The 16,154-nt window shown below is 57.9% G+C and carries 8 protein-coding genes; all 8 read right to left on the bottom strand.

The window, feature by feature from the left end:
- Nucleotides 1–31 precede the first annotated feature (31 nt).
- On the bottom strand, nucleotides 32–1,570 hold the full coding sequence (locus J4864_RS08920) for a hypothetical protein (RefSeq protein WP_211815360.1): 1,539 nt from the start codon (nucleotides 1,568–1,570) through the stop codon (nucleotides 32–34).
- A gap of 15 nt (nucleotides 1,571–1,585) precedes the next feature.
- Nucleotides 1,586–1,798, bottom strand: coding sequence for a hypothetical protein (locus J4864_RS08915; protein ID WP_211815359.1), 213 nt, complete (start codon nucleotides 1,796–1,798; stop codon nucleotides 1,586–1,588).
- 752 nt (nucleotides 1,799–2,550) lie between these two features.
- On the bottom strand, nucleotides 2,551–3,906 hold the full coding sequence (locus tag J4864_RS08910; RefSeq protein WP_211815358.1) for a BACON domain-containing protein: 1,356 nt from the start codon (nucleotides 3,904–3,906) through the stop codon (nucleotides 2,551–2,553).
- A gap of 7 nt (nucleotides 3,907–3,913) precedes the next feature.
- A complete protein-coding gene (locus J4864_RS08905) occupies nucleotides 3,914–5,659 on the bottom strand; it encodes a DUF4302 domain-containing protein (RefSeq protein ID WP_211815357.1) in 1,746 nt (581 codons plus the stop codon).
- Between the two features lie 18 nt (nucleotides 5,660–5,677).
- A complete protein-coding gene (locus J4864_RS08900; RefSeq protein ID WP_211815356.1) occupies nucleotides 5,678–6,601 on the bottom strand; it encodes a zinc-binding metallopeptidase in 924 nt (307 codons plus the stop codon).
- Between the two features lie 199 nt (nucleotides 6,602–6,800).
- Nucleotides 6,801–8,489, bottom strand: a complete 1,689-nt coding sequence (locus J4864_RS08895) for a RagB/SusD family nutrient uptake outer membrane protein (RefSeq protein WP_007366917.1) — start codon at nucleotides 8,487–8,489, stop codon at nucleotides 6,801–6,803.
- A 21-nt stretch (nucleotides 8,490–8,510) separates the two neighbouring features.
- Complete coding sequence (locus J4864_RS08890; RefSeq protein WP_211815355.1) at nucleotides 8,511–11,819, bottom strand: SusC/RagA family TonB-linked outer membrane protein; 3,309 nt, start codon at nucleotides 11,817–11,819, stop codon at nucleotides 8,511–8,513.
- 541 nt (nucleotides 11,820–12,360) lie between these two features.
- The gene (locus tag J4864_RS08885; RefSeq protein ID WP_211815354.1) at nucleotides 12,361–16,068 is read right to left on the bottom strand and encodes a DUF6383 domain-containing protein; all 3,708 of its coding nucleotides are present in this window, start codon (nucleotides 16,066–16,068) and stop codon (nucleotides 12,361–12,363) included.
- Nucleotides 16,069–16,154 lie beyond the last annotated feature (86 nt).

Raw genomic sequence — 16,154 nt, 5'->3', positions numbered from 1 at the left:
ACCTGTTGTCTATATTGTATGTAAGGGCGGCCTATTCGGTCTTCCACAGGCGGAAGCCGTTCTTCTTTTCGATGAAGTTGCTTACAACGACATTACCCGATTCGAAATAAAGGCTGTAGGAAACATCCTTATTCCATTTATATGGTGTACTCGTCCAGTAACGTCCATACGAACCGAATTCTATGAGTTTGCCGTTCTCATAGCGTCCCATGGCAGGCAGGAAGAAATAGTTACTGCGGTTGTCCGGTGCTTTCTTCTTGATGCTGGTGTTGTTCGGAGGAGTTATAAAGGGCTGATTGTGAACATAGTCTGTTCCACTTGGTGCTTTTTCTTTTAGTTTATCAGCACTGCTCTTGCCGTTATCCGAGGCGATAACGCTTGCTTTCTTGAACCACATACCGCCCGTGTACAGATGTCCCCATACGGTCCAGAGCGTCTTGTCATCCCAGTGCGGGTCGCCCTTCAGGCAGTACCATACGAGTTCATTGGCATTCGGACAGGTCTTGGCGGTGTTGGCAGTGGCATTCGGGTCTTTGGAAGTGTTGTACCAGCGGTCGCCATCCGCACTGGTAGGATAATTGCTGCCTGGTACTCCCATTTTCTTCGGCTGGTCGTTCTTGTGTCCGAACCAGTATTCCTGCTTGGCATCCCATGTATAATATTTGTCATCATAGTACCTTATGGACAATGCTGCCGGCATGTCATAGTAGCCGTTGGCATCATACTGGAACTCGCCGAACGTCTTTGTGATGACACCCGAAACGGCTGTCTCTTTGTCCCTGACGTAGTACTTTATGGTGAGTTTGTATTTTCCGGGCATGATGACCATGAACATCCGGCCGGCCTCGCAACTTGTCCCGGCTGCATTGTTCTGCATGGCGAATCCGTCACTGCTGCCTGCCGTCTTGGGTGTCAGCGTGATTGTCCGGCTGCTGCCTGTTCCGGTGAGCCGTCCGTCCGTGCCCAGTGCGTAGGCGCCGGCGATGTTCTTATTGGCGGTCACTTCAATCTTCGTGACATAGGTGCTTGTAAGCGGATGGCTGTACGTGGGCTTGAAACAGAGATAGGCGGCGGCATGATTGAGCTGGAACTTGTACTGTCCGTTGGGCTGGCGGGTGGCCGTGCCTGTACCGCAGTCGCCGGATATGCCGAAGTGGAGGGTGTTGTCCGGTCCGTTCTGGGTCTGGGCGGAAGCGATTGTCACGTTGTTTTCGGTGCCGTTCTTGCCGGGGTAGTAGACAAAGTAGCTGCTGTGGGCGTAGGTGCCGGGCATCAGGAACTTGAAGGCAGCCTGTCTTGTCCCCGTTACGGCATTGCTGCTGTGCTGGAAGACGTTGCCGTCGTCTTTCGCATAGATTCTGTCGCCCTCTTCCCAGAAGAAGTCTCTTGTGTCATAATCCAGTGACGTGCGCGTACCTTCCGTACCGGCGACAAAGCCCGTCTGTTCCGTTTCGTTTTCCTCGGCTACTGGTTTTGCCGGGTTCTCGGTCGTTATGTCATCGCTTGAACAGCCGGCGGCTGCAAGCAGCAGGGCTGTCACAGCCCATTGATAGGATAATTTGATCTTCATCTTCATGTTTTTGTTTTAGTCTTCCCATGATGCCGGTACATTCTCGCCGCCGCTTCTGAAGAAAGCGCCCTTGGCTCCTTCGCTCGACTCTTCGGCCGGTCCTGACTTGTGCTCTCCCTTGTGGTGGTCTCCCGGGAACGAAGCATCCAGCAGCTGGCTGCCTGTACGGATGTACACGACTTCGACCTCAGGTTTCTGATACGTGGTCTTGATTTGCATTCTGCTCATTTCAATTTTGTTTTAATTTTGTTAGTGGATGGTTTCGTCTGTATATCCTGTTGTATGACGGCTGTCCGTAGTCAGCGTTGAGAAGGGGTTATCCGTGGTGAACTGTTCTTTGCGAGGCTGGTGCCGGCTTTCTGTCGTCTCTGCCGTTATCCTTAAAACCAGTCCTGTCCGCTTCCTTGTACCCGGTCTTGCAGACGATGCTTCCGCATGTGCTGTCTGGTTTCTGCAAGATGAAGTCATTTGCTCTGCCTTGCAGTGCGTACAACTGGAGTCTGCGAAAGCCTTTTCCTGTTTGTATAACTCTAAATGGCTGATTTTGCTGCAAAGTTAGTGACATATCTTCAATTACCCCCCCCCTAAAGCGTTAAATATATATAATAAAGTAAAATGCAGCTTGTCCTCTCTCTAATCTGTTTCAGCTGAACTCAGGTCTTTTCTTTTTTTGAACGGGGCTTTGCGAAGTCTTGTTCTGATTCCTCTGCAATATCCTGTCCCGATGGCAGAATCATGCCTGTTATCCGTTGTTTCTCAATGGTAATGTTCTGTAAACGGGGCTTGCGGGAGCTTGCCCTGCAGGAAGCCCTTTTCCTTGCTGCCGAAAAAAAGCCCTGTCCTCGCATCTCGTGCTTGGACAGGGCTGTTCTTTTCTGCTTCATCAAAACAGGGAGGTCTTCAGGAAAGGAGTGCTGTCTCCCTTTCTTCATCTCCTCTGATGAGCGCCTCCGCTGATCGATCTTATCCGATGATCGATCTTATCTGATGAGCGCCTTCAGCGCAGACAGACTGGCGCCAGCCTTCTGCGGCATAGGCAGTGCAGGCTTTGCGCTGCCTGAAGAGGGCAGGGGGTGGTAGAACACCGGCAGCGTCAGGATGAGCATCGGCTTTCTGAATGTCAGTTTCTTGCCGGACAGCAGGTACTCGTAGATCCCCAGCGTATTGGCGTTGAAGCTGTTGACGGCAAATCCCATCTGTGCCAGACCGCTCTGCTGGCTCATGTAGTCGGCGTTCGCTCCGCTGTCCTCGAAGAGTCCCATGACGACCCCGTCTTCCTCGGAGGCCATCATCGTGGCTTTCATCGACAGCTTTTTGGATGCGAAGATGCTGTAGATGCCGGGCAGCGTAGACTGCTTGAATGTGTTGTAGTCGGCATCGCTTATCTTTCCGGCCTGGTGCTGGTTCTCGATCTGGCTGATGGCATTCTGCAGGGCGAAGTAGAAGTTCCTGTCCCAGACGGAGGTCACGCGGAGCAGAGAGCCGCTGCCTCGGGGAGTCGACGAGAGGAGGTCGGCGCCCGTGAGCGAGAAGGCGAGGGTCTTGGGGTCGAAGCCGAGGTGGACGACCATCGGCGATCCGCTGACGGCGAAGACGATGCTGCCGTCGGTGTTCTTCTTGATCGTACCGCTCATCCGGGTCAGCAGTTCGCTGAGATCCTTGGTCTGCGGGGTGAGCTTCAGAAGGTCATAGCCCTGGAGGAAATACGCCTTGCCGACGAAATCGTCCAGGCAGCCCTGTGTCACCGTGACGGTGTCGGTCTTCTGCCGGTTGGTGATCACGAGGTTGAAGGTGCGCGGCTCGCCGGTCTTGTTGGCATTGATGTGCGCCACGAACGCGTCGCCCTTGTCCTCGGTCGATGCGACGATGCCGGCAGGGGTGCCTTCCGCCACGCCGATGACCGGCTCTGCCCCCACCTTCGTGTAAGGCAGTGCCAGGGCGGTGTCGTTGTCATTGACGGCGATGTTCTCCTGGCCCGTGTACTTGAACTCGGCCCCCGACTGGAGGATAGAGAGGTTGGTGGAGTCGCTGCCGTTCTTGATGGTCAGCACGGCGGCGCGGCTGTCGGGTGCGGCGTTGTTGGTCACGCTGACGATGACGGAGTCGTCCTTCACCTCGGCCTTGGCCCATGCCTCGCTGACGGAGGCCGTCGACCCGGCCGGTGCGTTGAACTTCACGCCGCCCTTCTGCGCGTCGGCATTGAAGAAGAGCTTGGAGCTGACGACCTGCACGGAGTTCTCGCGCAGGTATCCGCTGCCTGCGTCGTCGTTGTCGCTGCAGGCGATGAAGCCTGCGGCGGCAACGGAGAGAAGACAAATATTGAATATCTTTTTCATAAGACGTTTACTTGTTTGGTTTCACTTGTTTTACATTCCATGACGGCAGGAGGGCACTCCAGTCCATGTCGAAGCGTGCGACACGGTTCGCTTTGTACTGGGGCAGGGCGGTATCGTGTCCGCTGCCGGCAGCGTCGTCATCGAACAGCGGGGCGGGCTTGGCCGGCGAAGACGTCGATGTCTTCTCGATTACGGCGTTCTGCCACTTGTCCCACCAGCCGGCGAGGTTGCTCTCGGAGAACGGCTCGCCGGTGAATGCGTAGAGGACGATGATCTGCGTGGTCAGTCCGGTGTACTGGAGCTGTCCGCCGCTGATGACGAACAGCGGGCCGCACAGCGAGGCCCTGATGTCGCCGTTGTCGGAGATCTCGAAGGAAATCAGGTTGTAGGCATTCGTGCCGACACCCGTACCCTGGCTCTTGTTGATGTTGAAGGCATTGCCGATGTAATAGGTCTTGCTCTGTCCGTGGAGCGTGATCACCTTCTGTCCCGACTGCATCAGGAAGGCGTTGGCCGACTGCACGTAGGTCAGCGGGAAGATGTAGTCTGCGCCGTAGCCGCTCTCCACGTTGAGGAAGTACTTCCGGTTCTTGCCGCTGCCCGTGTAGCGGATTTTCGCATTGCGGGTCGTCTGCCTGAATGCCTCGGCGTCCGGATCGTATGCGGTCATCGTGAGCTTGTAGGAGCCCAGGAGCGCCGGCAGGTCGTACTGCAGCACCTGTACCTGCGCCTCGTCGGTGCCGTTCGACACCTTGATCTTCGAGCCGCGGGCCTTGGTGGCCATGGGGTTGGCATCCACCGCGATGGTCAGTGTGTTCCCGTCTTTGGAGAGGTGTACCCATGAGGCATCGCAGGCGAGCTGGAGCTTGTCGAGGTGCGGGACGGTCTTCGTGATGGTCTTCGCTCCGTTCGACACGCTGACGGAACCGATGAGCCTGGCGATGGCGTTGACGTCGACGAAGCTCTCGGTCGTTTCGACGCCGCCGGCCGACAGCTTCGCCGTCGCGGAATCATAGGTGAAGTCCTGTATCCGCACGCCGTTCACCGTGACCGGCAGGTAGAGGCGGATGCCGTGGTCGGTGAAGGCGTAGGCCGAGGTGCCTACCAGTGTGTTGCCGTCGTAGAGGGCCAGCTGTCGGTTGTCGAGATCGGTGATGACGATGCTGTAAGGCTTCCCGCCGACGGTCACTTTCATCTCAGAGAAGATGAAGTCGGCGGACACCTCCGTCACTTTCTCCATGTATTCCGCCGCATCAGCCGTGAGCTTGCGGAGGTACATCGTGTTCTCCGACTTCTTGCCTCTCAGCTTGATACGGTCGGATCCGATGCTGTCGATGACGAACTCGAAGTCGCCCTCCTTGCCGCGGTACTCGCCGTCCTTCGGCGTCGCATAGACGTGGAGGAAGTCGTTGTAGGTGTCGAACGACAGCACGGGGCCGCTGTCGTCCTTCATGCTGTAACGCGACTTCACCTCGCCGTCGTCGGGATTGTTCTCGTAGCGTACGATGGCGTTGTCGCGTGTGAAGCGGATGGTATAGGCCACGCCGCCGTAACTCTGGTTGCTCTCCGGATAGTAGTCGAGTGCCCATCCGTAGGGAGCCTTCACGAGCGTGTCCTGCGCCTGCTGGAGGAAATCCGACACACGTTTCGAGTAAGGACTGTCGAAGACATCCTCCTGGTCCTTCAGGCACGACTGCAGGAAGAGTGCCGGCAGGGCAAGCAGAAGCGCGATAAATATTCTATTTGCTTTCATAAGTGATCCTTTCTTCAATTAGTTGAGATTCGTCAGATTGTAATTCCCGCTGACGACATCGTTCTCCCGTTCGATGACCGCGTCGCGCACCTTGTCGAGGTCGATTCCGAACGACTCCTTGTAGTATCGCTTGCAGATTTCGAGCTTCTTGTTGATGGCTGTCACGCCGGGCTGCTCTTTGGCGTCGTTCCCTTTGTCATCCTTGATGACGGCTTTTGCCAGAATGGCCTCCCACTGTGCGGGTGTCGAGATGATGTAGGTGCTGACGACCTCGGCGATGTCCTCGCGCTCCTCCTTCTGCGAGTAGGCGGTCACGAAGCCGCGCTGTTCGAAGCCCGTTCCGTACTTGCTCGAGCTCCAGGAGTCGTTGACATAGCCGTTGGGAGTCACCTTTCCGAACTCGCGCGGATAGTCCTTCGTCTGGTTGACGATGTGTACGAACTCGTGGTGGATGGTCTTCAGGTAGTACTCGTCCAGATAGGCGCGGTTGTTCTTGAACTTGTCCAGGTGGTTGACGCCGAGCAGGCGGATTTTCTTTCCGCCCTCCGCCGTACCGAGCTTGATGTTGCCGTTGTTCTCGTACTCGAACTCGCCGAGGAAGCTGAAGAGCTTCGGGAAGTAGCGGCGTGTGAAGTCGATGCCGGCGGCCTGCGTGTAGGCTTCGACGCAGGTGTACTTGATGATGTGTGCCAGTTCGACGGACTGTGCCGAGTCGGCCGGCACGTCGTAGTAGGCCATGTCCGACTCGTTGTCCTCGTACCGCCACTGCACCTGGATGTTGTAGGGCGACACGAAGTTCTTGTACAGCCACTTGTCGAAGGCCGTTTTTTCTGTCGTGGAACGTTTGATGACGCTCTCACTCGAAAGGTCGTCTTCGGAACAGGAGGTGAAGCCTGCCGCAACGGCCGCCAAAAGCGATAAAGCCAATATGTTCTTTTTCATTTCTTATTCCTTGATTATTGATTCGTCATTCGGTTTCCGGAATCCGGTCCTGCGGGATGCCGCCTGCCGGCCGGTCCTGCTGTTCCCGGTACTTGGGAGTTGTGTTCCCGGTGCCTGGGAATCGTATTCCCGACGGCCGGGAATCATGTTCCCGACGTTCGGTAACGGCCGGGCCGGATGCCGGAAGCATTCTGTTCGGTTAGAGCCGGGCCTGTCCTGCGTACTTCGGCCGTGGGGTGTACGTATAGTCCGGCTTCGTGTACTGGCTGGGTGCGACGGCTTTCGGATTGCCCATTACGCCGGCCTCGCGGATGCTCTGCGGGATCTGCACCACCTGCCGGGGGTCGTCTTTCTTGAGCCAGTCGAGGTTGCGCAGCGGTTTCCCGTCGGCACCGATCAGGCGGCGCGGGATCTCGATGTTGTAGCGTTTGATGTCGAACCATCGCAGCCCCTGGAGTACGGTCTCGATGCGGCGCAGGTCGAGCACGCATTGGAGCAGCGACTCCTGTACGGATCCTTCAGCGCCGATGGTGAAGCGGGGGCTGAGGTGCTTCTTGATGCTCGGCACGAGCTTTTCGGCGTCGTCGTAGGCGTAGGGCAGGGCATCGAAGAAGGCCTTTACGCCTGCCGGGGTGAGCGTGACGGACGTGTTGAAGTAGTTCTGCATCCACGTCGTCATGTCGGCGCAGGCCGCATCGTCCTGTCCGAGCATGATCTCGGCCTCGGCGCGGTTGAGGAGTGCCTCGTCGATGGTGAAGTCGACGTTCAGCGTGCGCAGATAGCCCGAGCCGGTCGTCTTGTTGAGAATCTCCACTTCACGCGGCAGCTTCATCGTCATGGCGCAGTCTACCTCGCCCTGGTTGATGGTGAACGGCTTCCAGATGAGGCCTGACGCCGATCCCCAGATGTTCTCGCTCTCCGTCAGCTCCGTCTGCGACAGGTAGTTGGTCAGGGCGTACCGCTTGTATAGCCCCCATGGGGCGAGTGCCATGCCGGCATAGCTGACGCTCGTCTGGATGAGCAGGTTGCATTCCGCCTCCACGTTGCAGTAGGCCTCGGCGATCTTCACGGCCTGCGAGGAGTTGCTCAGCGGCATGGCCTGCAGGGTGCGGTAGTCGCGCAGCGAGGCGCCGGGACTGCTGCCCAGGAGCTTGTCGGCGTATTCCTTGGCCTTGTCCCACTTCTCGTAATAGAGGTAGAAGCGGGTGGCGAAGGCGTAGGCGGCCTTCTTGTTGAAGTGGTACTTCGGCACCTTGTAGCTGTCGTTGATCAGCGGGATGCCGGCCTCGATGTCGGCGGCCATCTTCGCATAGTCCTCTGCCACGGTGCCGCGGTTGGCCTGTGCGGTCGTCTCGGAGAAGTCGGCCACGGTGGTCGCATAGAAGATGCCGGGGTCGGTCTGGCTGGTCTTGGAGTTGTAGGCGCGTCCGAACTCGTTGACGAGCACGAAGTGGTTGTAGGCGCGCAGCAGCAGTGCCTCGCCCTCGGAGTTGCGGAGCGACGCGTTGGAGGCGGCTCCGCCGAGTTCCTGGATGGCGTTCAGGGCTTCGTTGGCCTTGTAGATGCCTTCATAGTAGATCATCCAGATGTGTTCCGGAGAGTCGTTGCCGCCTTCGGTGTCCTCCTCCCAGAAGAACATCTGGTCGCCTTCACGGTCGCCCATGCTGTTGCGGGGACCCATGTAGTCGGTGTTGTCCGACATCCACTCGTTGATGAGTGTCGGGGTGCGGTCGGGGTAGGCCGTCACGAGCAGGCCGGCCACTTTCTCCGGGGTGTCCAGGGTGGTACGGTTGTCCGGCAGCGTGTCCAGCTCGTCGGAGCAGGAGGCGAGCAGTGCCATCGATGCGAACATCAGGCCGCTCTTGTATATGATATTCTTTATTTTCATAATTCCGTCTGTATTAAGAGTTTAAAGACCTAATCTCAGTGTCAGTGTGAACTGTTTCGGCACCGGAGCCGCTACACCGCCTGTGTTGAAGAACTCCGGATCCTGTCCGTTCAGCTTCTTGTCGGCATAGAACAGGAAGAGGTTGGTGGCCTGCAGCTTCAGTGCCAGGCTGCTGATGCCGATGGGGCTGATGAGGGATGCCGGGAAGGTATAGCCCAGCGAGATCTCCTTCATGCGGATGAAGTCGCCCTTGGCGATGCGTGCGTCGGAGTAGTTGTAGCTGTTGTAGGCCACGTTGAGCTGCGAGTCGTTGCGGTTCTGCCGGCGTGTGGCGATGGCCGGGATGTCGGTAGTCGCCTCGTCGCCGCCATGTGCCCAGCGGTTGCGGAACTCCTTGGGCAGTGCGTCCATGTCGTCGTAACGGTTGCTGAAGACCGGGTTGAGGCGCACCTTGTTGCCGAAGCTGTAGGTGATGAAGACGTTGAGGTCCCAGTTCCTGTAGCGGAAGACGTTGCCGAACGAGCCGGTCGTCGTCGGGTCGGCCGGTCCTTCATACTTGAGGAATCCGATCTTTTCCTTGTCGCGTTCCTGGAGGTAGATGCCGGAAGTCGTCCGGTTGCCGTCGGCGTCTCGGAAGGTCGGCAGACCGTCGCTGCTGAGTCCTGCGAACGGAATGCTGAAGATGGAGTTCACGGGATAGCCTACGAGGCTGTAGCCCGTGCCCTGTACGAGGTCGATGACCCGTGCATGGGTGAAGAGGCTCGTGATTTCGTTGTGTGTCCAGGAGAAGATGAAGTTGGTCTCCCAGCTGAAGTCCCTGCTCCTGATGTTCTGCGTGTTCAATGAGACTTCGACGCCGTTCGACTTCATGGCGGCGACGTTGGCGAGGTTGTAGGATCCGAGGTTCGGATGGTTCACGTAGCCGATCAGGTCCTTGTTGCGCCGCCAGTAGAAGTCGGCGGTGAGGTTGATGCGGTTGTCGAGGAAGCCGAAGTCGAACCCGAGGTTGAACTCGCGTTTCTTCTCGTAGGTGAGGTTCTTGTTGCCGAACTGCTCGTCGTAGCCGGTTTCCTGGACGGTCGTGAACGGTCGCCAGGGCACTACCGCCGTGAAGATCGGCAGGGAGTTGGTGACCGGCGGGCGGTCGCCGGTGAGCGAGTAGCTCAGACGGAGCGTGGCGTGGGTGAGCGCTTTCTTGAAGACATCGGCGAACCATCCCTCCTCGTGTGCGTTCCATGCGCCGGAGACGTTGTAGGTAGGCAGCCAGCGGGCGGAGGTCGCCTTGCCCAGGTAGTTCGTGCCCTCGTAGCGGAAAGTACCCGTCACCTGGTAGCGGCCTTTATAGGAATAGGTGCCCGTTCCGAAGTAAGCCAGGCTGCGGATGTGGGTGTTCGCAAGCGAATAATAGTCTGTTCCTTCCTCCTGGAACATCTTGAAGGCACGGTAGTTCAGCTTGGCAATCTCGCCGGAGTCGAACATCATGCCCCATTCCCGGTCGAAGGTCTGCTTGCGGTCTACGCTGTTGGTCTCCATACCGGCATAGAGGTTCACGATGTGCGTGTCGTTGAAGACATCGTTGTAGGATGCCGAGAAACGCGAGTCCCAGCCGAAGAAGTGGTTGCCGGTGCGGTCGAGGATACCGCCTTCCGGCAGGACAGACTCCGGCAGGGCGAACGGATTGTCAGGGTCGGTATAGAGGTAGGGGTTGGCGTCGCGGATGGTCGTCGTTCCCATGGCCCGGTAAGCCAGCGCCTGGTTGGAGTTCTCGCGCACGATGTGTTCCATCGTCGAGGCGGCGCTCTTGACGGCCACCAGGGCGGTGAGCTTCACCTTCGAGATGGGCTTGTAGTCGACGCTCGCCTGGATGCGGAAGTCGTGAATATTGAGGTCCATGTAGTTGTTGTCCAGCTCGTTGAAGATGTTGAACGGCGCGTAGTTGCGGGTGTAGAACACATTGGGGTCGAGTGTGCGCGACGTGTTGAGCGAGTAGGAGTAGGGGTTGATGTCGAACGCGCGGCTCACGGTTCCCGATGCCGGGTCGACGGTCCGGGTCAGCGAACCCGGTGCGCGCTGCTTGCGGTAAGAGGCGTTGGCGATGAGGTTCAGGCCCACCTGCTTGCTGATGTTGTAGGTGGTGTTGAGGTTGCCGGTGTAACGCTGTACACGGCTCGCCTTGTACCATCCGGGGTCGTACATGGCGGAGAGGGAGGCATAGTACTGTCCCTTGTCCGTACCGCCCGATGCGCTGACGGAGTGGTTGTGCATGATGGAACTTGAGAAGAGCTGGTCGAACCAGTCGGTGTTGCGGTACTCGGCAGCCTGCAGGTAGGCATCCCGTGCGTCCTGCGTGTTCTCCAGTCCGAACTGTCCCTTGGTGGCGTTGTACTCGGAGAGCAGCTGGTACATATACCCGTAGACGCCGCTCGTCGAAGCGTTGGCGATCTCGGCATAGTTCAGGTAGCCCTTCTTCTCCAGTTCCCGGTAGACCTCCATCTGGTCCTGCGAGTTCATGATGTTGAAGTTGCGGTAGCTCGGCTTCAGGCGCAGCGTGTATTCGCCGGTATAGCTGAGGTGGCTCTGGCCGGCTTTACCCTTCTTCGTCGTGACGACGATCACGCCCGCCATGGCGCGCGCACCATAGATAGAGGTGGCGGAACCGTCCTTGAGGATCTGGAAGCTCTCGATGTCGTCGGCGTTCAGTCCGGCGATGGCGGAGGAAATCAGGGTCTTCGCGTCACCTGACGACAGGGAGCTTGCATCGACATTGGCGATGTCTTCCATGATGACGCCGTCGACCACCCACAGCGGCTTTGACGAGCCGAAGATGGACGTGGCGCCGCGCACCCGGATCTTCGGTGCCGTACCGAACGTACCCGAGACGTTCTGGACGCTCACGCCGGCGGCGCGGCCTTCGAGCGACCGGCTGACGTCCGCCATACCGTCGATCTTCGCCTTGGAGGCGTCGATCTTCGTGGCGGCACCCGAGAAGAGACGTTTGTCCTGCTGAGTCATACCCGTCACGACGATCTCGGTGAGCTGGTGGTTGTCATTGACAAGCACCACCTTCATGCCGTCTCTGGCGGTGAGGGTCTGGGTGGTCATGCCGATGTAACTGACTACGAGTTTCTTTCCTGCAGGAACATTGAGCGAGAACTTTCCGTCGATGTCGGTGACCGTTCCAGTCGTGGTACCCTGTACCATGACCGAAGCACCGACGACGGCTTCTCCGTCTTCCTGAGAAACTACGGTACCATTGATTTTTGCCTGGCCGAATGCCGTGCCGATAGACAGGACAAGTCCAAACAAAAATAAAGCGAATCTTTTCTCCATAGAACTCTTTCTTGAATGTTAATGAATTATTGTTGTGTAACAGTTTCTCTCAATCTGCGCCCTTTCCCGGCTGCGGGGGAGGTGGGGTAGGCGGTGATGGGCGGTGATAAGCGATGATAAGTGATGATGGGTGATGATGGGTGATGACGGGGGATGGGATGATGGGGGTTGGGGGTGATGGAGCGCATATAGTTTATGTGAGATCCGGATGGGGGTAAGGGTCGCTGCGGTTTACTTAGGAAACTTTAAAGGTTCTGTCTCCTTTGCTTGCAAAATTAATGAATATTTAGAGAAGATGCAAGTTTTTGACAGAATAAATTACATTTCTTTCTTAAAATCGGTTGATTTGTTATTAATTTTAATCAATGGAGGGCTTCCGGTACACTATAAAAAGCCCTCCCCAAGCCGCTCGGAGAGGGATTGGGGAGGGGATGAAGGGGAGAGAAGCCTTCCCCAGGCCCCTCCGAAAGAGGGGATGGGTAGGCGGTGATAGGCGGTGATAAGCGGTGATGGGTGGCTTATCAGTGAGTTTGTCGGTGGCTTATCTTACGCCGACCTTGGCAGCCTTGTTGCCCACACGTACGATGTAGGTGCCGCGGGACAGGCTGATGCGGACAGCATCGCCGGCAGCCTTGCCCTGGTAGGCCACCTTGCCGTCGATGGTGTAGACGGCGACAGTGTGCTTCCCTGCGCCGAGGACGGTGATGCCGCCGTCGGTGAGCTGTACCTTCACGTCCTCGCCGGCACGGACATCATCGATGCCGGTCGGCGTGAACTCGATGTAGTTCGTGTGCAGGAGGGCATTGGGGAAGTTGTCGTTTGCCAGCACGCAGACGAGGTTCGTGAACGGCTTTTTGAGTTTCAGCGTGGTGACACCGTTCTCGATGGTGTATTCTTCGTCCTTGACGAGTTCCTCGCCCTGCAGTTCGCCGTCCACATACTGTACTTTGCCGACGAACCATCGGTAGGTAGTCGGTTCACCGCCTACGACGGCCTCGGAGCTGAGGTCGACCTTTCCGCCGGCACACTTGACGTCGAGCGGTGCCTGGAGGTTGTAGGAATACCGGTTGAACGGTCTGCCGTTGTTGCTCGGCAGCGGCATGGTAGAGAACTTCAGCCGGTTGCCGACGACGTTCAATACCGACAGATTCGGGCATTGCGACACGTCCACTTTCGTCAGCTTGTTGGCGTTCAGCCAGAGCTGTTCCAGTGCCGGGAGCCTGTCGAGCGACACGCTTTCCAGTTCGTTGTTGCTCAGATCGAGGTTCCAGAGGTTCGGATTGTCGAGTGTGATGCTGTTCATCTTGTTGCTGGAGAGGTAGGCCAGTTCAAGGCTTTTCGCCTGTGAGAGGTCGAATGTCCTGAGCTTGTTGCCGATCAGCGAGAGAGAGTGGATCTTCGGGAACTTCGTCAGGTCGATTTCGCTCAGCTCGTTTCCGTCGAGGTTCAGGTCGGTCAGCGTGGAGGAAGCCGGGAGTGTGATCTGCTCCAGCCCTGTATTCGCCAGCGTGATGAGCTTGGCATCTTTCAGCCCGGAGAGGTCGGCCTGGCTCATCTTGACGTTCGACACGCTGAATACCTTGAGCTTGTCGTCGGTCTCGGCCACGAGGACACGCACTTTCGTGTTCTCCTTCGACTTGGCGCGGAAGAGTTTGTAAGTCGTCCCGAGCGTGTACTGGGTCACGTTGCCGTCGCCGTTCCACTCGAAGTAGACCGACTTGCCCGGCACGTAGCTGGCCAGAGAGAGCTGCACGCTGTCCGTCTTGCTGACCGTCGTGAACGAGGCCAGTTCGTGCTGCGGCATGGCGATCGGATGCACGCAGGTCGTCTTGAAGACGTCGGCACCCTTGAAGTCGGGATAGCCCGGATGGGTCATCTCGCAGTAGATGGAGTCGAGTGCGAGGTTGAGGAACTTCGCCGACCCGTCCGTGAGGGTGTAGTCGGTGCCCGGCTTCAGCGTCTCTCCGCCCTTCTTCTTCCATACGAACTGCGTCTTGGCGCCGTTCCGTGTGATGTTCTGTTCGGAGAGGTCGATACCCGGCGAGGAGGTGGAAATCTGCAGGATATGCTGCGGTGCATAGATGAACCTGCCCTGCGGCAGTCCGAAGTCGGAAGGCATATTGCCCAGCGTGAAGCGGTTGCCGCTGACGTTGAGCTTTGCGACCGGTGCGACCGGCGGAATCTTCACCTCGTCGAGTTCATTGTTCGACACGTTGACGTCCTCGATGAGCTCGCTGTGGTTCAGCAGGACACGTGTGAACTTGTTGTACGACAGGTCGAGCGTACGCAGGTTGTCGGCATCAGACACATCCAGCTTCTCCAGGTTGTTGTGGCTGACGTTGAGCCGGCGCACGGCATAGAGGTCGTTGAAGCGGATGGAGTCCAGCTGGTTGTGGCTCAGGTCGATGTCGGCGAGCTTGCTCTTGTAGAAGTAGGACGACGGTCCGCGGAGGTCGACGAACCGGAGGCTGTTGCCGGAGAGGTCGAGCTTCTCGAGCTTGTTGTTGTAGCCCATGTCGATGGCGGTCAGGCCGGCGTTCCGGAGCGAGAGCGTGCGGAGTTCGGTCAGTGCGGAGAGGTCGATGTTGTCGATGTACTGTCCGTCGGACTCGAGCGTCGTCACGTAATGGTCCTGCGGCACGTAGACGATGATGTTGCCCGATCCCGTGCGCACGTCATTGATGTTGGGCGTTGCGGGATGCTCGGAAGTCACCTTGAGCGGCTTCGTCTCGCCGCTGCCCAGGTCGACCTTCACCGTGACCGGCTTGTCTTCTGTCGCGCCGAGGATGCCGACGGACATCTTCACCGGCGAGCCTTCCGAGCCGAGGCTTGACAGCTCAATGGCCTTCACGTCCTTTCCGAAGTCTTCGGCGGTCTTCACCCGGAAGTTCTCCGTGCGGATGGGGTAGTCCTTGAGGACGCTGTTGGTGTACTGTACGAAGACCTCGTCGTCGAGTGCCTTCTTCAGCGTCACCTTGCCGTCCTTGTAGTCATAATAGGTGTCGTCAAGCTCGACGGGCTTCGTCGGGTCCTTCTTCGGGACACGGAAGAGCCTGCCCTGCGTGGTCGTCTTCGCGCGGAGCACACGGCTGCTGAGGTCGATGACGTCGCCCACCTTGTAGGTGTCGTTCAGCTCCATCGGGTTCTGCTCATGGTAGTACTCGAACCAGTTGCCCGGCCAGGGAAGCGTGGCGAAGTCCATGTAATTGTAGCGCACGTTGACGCTGTAGAGGTCGGGGTTGTGGCTCACGTCGAGGCTGTGCAGCAGGTTGCGGTCGCACGAGAGGGTGAAGAGCTTGGTGTTCTGGCTGAGGTCGAGCGTCCTGAGGTTGTTGCCGCCGCAGTAGAAGTAGTATAGCTCCGGACAGTGCGTCACGTCGATGTTGTCGAACTTCACGTCCGTGTTCACCGTACCGGAGGAGTGGGAGATGTAAAGCTGTGTGATCTTCGGGTTGTGGCTGAGGTCGAGCGTCTTCACCCGCGAGTCGCCGACGTTCAGGATCTGCAGCTCGGGGTTCTGCGAGAGGTCGACCGATTCCACGCTCGTCATGTCGAGGCTCAGCCGCTGCAGCCTGGGGCAGGCGGTCGGGTCGACGGCTTTCAGTCCCAGCGTGTGGTAGGCATCGAAGGAGCGGAGCTTGGGGAAGTTGCGGAGCGTGAAGTCCGGGGAGAGGTGTCCGATCTGCGGAATCTCCAGCACGACGAGTTCCGGCATGCTGCCGATCATCAGCGGTGTGGACTTCGTGAAGGGGTTGTCCTGCAGGTAGATGACGTTCAGCGTCTGCAGGCGGTCGATGTTGAGTGCGTTCAGCGCGTTGTGTTCCAGGTTGAGCACATGGAGCTTGAGTTTGCTGCTGAACTCGATCTGGTCGATTTCGTTGCCCGAGGCATTGAAGAAGTAGAGGTTGTCGGGGTCGCCGGTGATGGTCACCCATCCTTCGTCAGAGACCGTGCCGGTGAAGAGCGAACCCTTGATGGAGATGTCGCCGTTGTCCGACTCTACCTTGGCCTTCTTCACGTCGAACTCCTGGTCGCCGGCTCCGCAGTCGATGCTGACGGTCATGTCCTGGTCCGTCGCACCGAGCACGAAGGAGACCTGTGCCGCTATGCCGCTGCTTTTCGCCTTGGCGGGCACGTTGGTGTGGAATCTGATGAGCTGCTCTTCCTGTGCATGCACGGCAGCGGAGCTCCACAGCATTGCCATCAGCAGCAGAAAGACTGACGGCAGGAAAGTAAACTTTTTCTTCATACGATTAGGAAAAATGTTATGTTCTGAGTTTGTTTTTTGTCGGTTGTCCGTCTTGCCACGGATGCCGCTGACGGGCTGCCGGCAGG

The organism is Prevotella multiformis (assembly GCF_018127985.1).
In the GTDB taxonomy this organism is placed as follows: domain Bacteria; phylum Bacteroidota; class Bacteroidia; order Bacteroidales; family Bacteroidaceae; genus Prevotella; species Prevotella multiformis.
Note: the sequence above shows the minus strand (reverse complement) of the source record. Positions and strands in the feature narration are given on the sequence as shown.

Coding starts and splice junctions, on each gene's coding strand:
- J4864_RS08895 (WP_007366917.1), bottom strand. CDS start 8,489: ATGAAAATAAAGAATATCATATACAAGAGCGGCCTGATGTTCGCATCG.
- J4864_RS08900 (WP_211815356.1), bottom strand. CDS start 6,601: ATGAAAAAGAACATATTGGCTTTATCGCTTTTGGCGGCCGTTGCGGCA.
- J4864_RS08920 (WP_211815360.1), bottom strand. CDS start 1,570: ATGAAGATCAAATTATCCTATCAATGGGCTGTGACAGCCCTGCTGCTT.
- J4864_RS08905 (WP_211815357.1), bottom strand. CDS start 5,659: ATGAAAGCAAATAGAATATTTATCGCGCTTCTGCTTGCCCTGCCGGCA.
- J4864_RS08890 (WP_211815355.1), bottom strand. CDS start 11,819: ATGGAGAAAAGATTCGCTTTATTTTTGTTTGGACTTGTCCTGTCTATC.
- J4864_RS08915 (WP_211815359.1), bottom strand. CDS start 1,798: ATGAGCAGAATGCAAATCAAGACCACGTATCAGAAACCTGAGGTCGAA.
- J4864_RS08885 (WP_211815354.1), bottom strand. CDS start 16,068: ATGAAGAAAAAGTTTACTTTCCTGCCGTCAGTCTTTCTGCTGCTGATG.
- J4864_RS08910 (WP_211815358.1), bottom strand. CDS start 3,906: ATGAAAAAGATATTCAATATTTGTCTTCTCTCCGTTGCCGCCGCAGGC.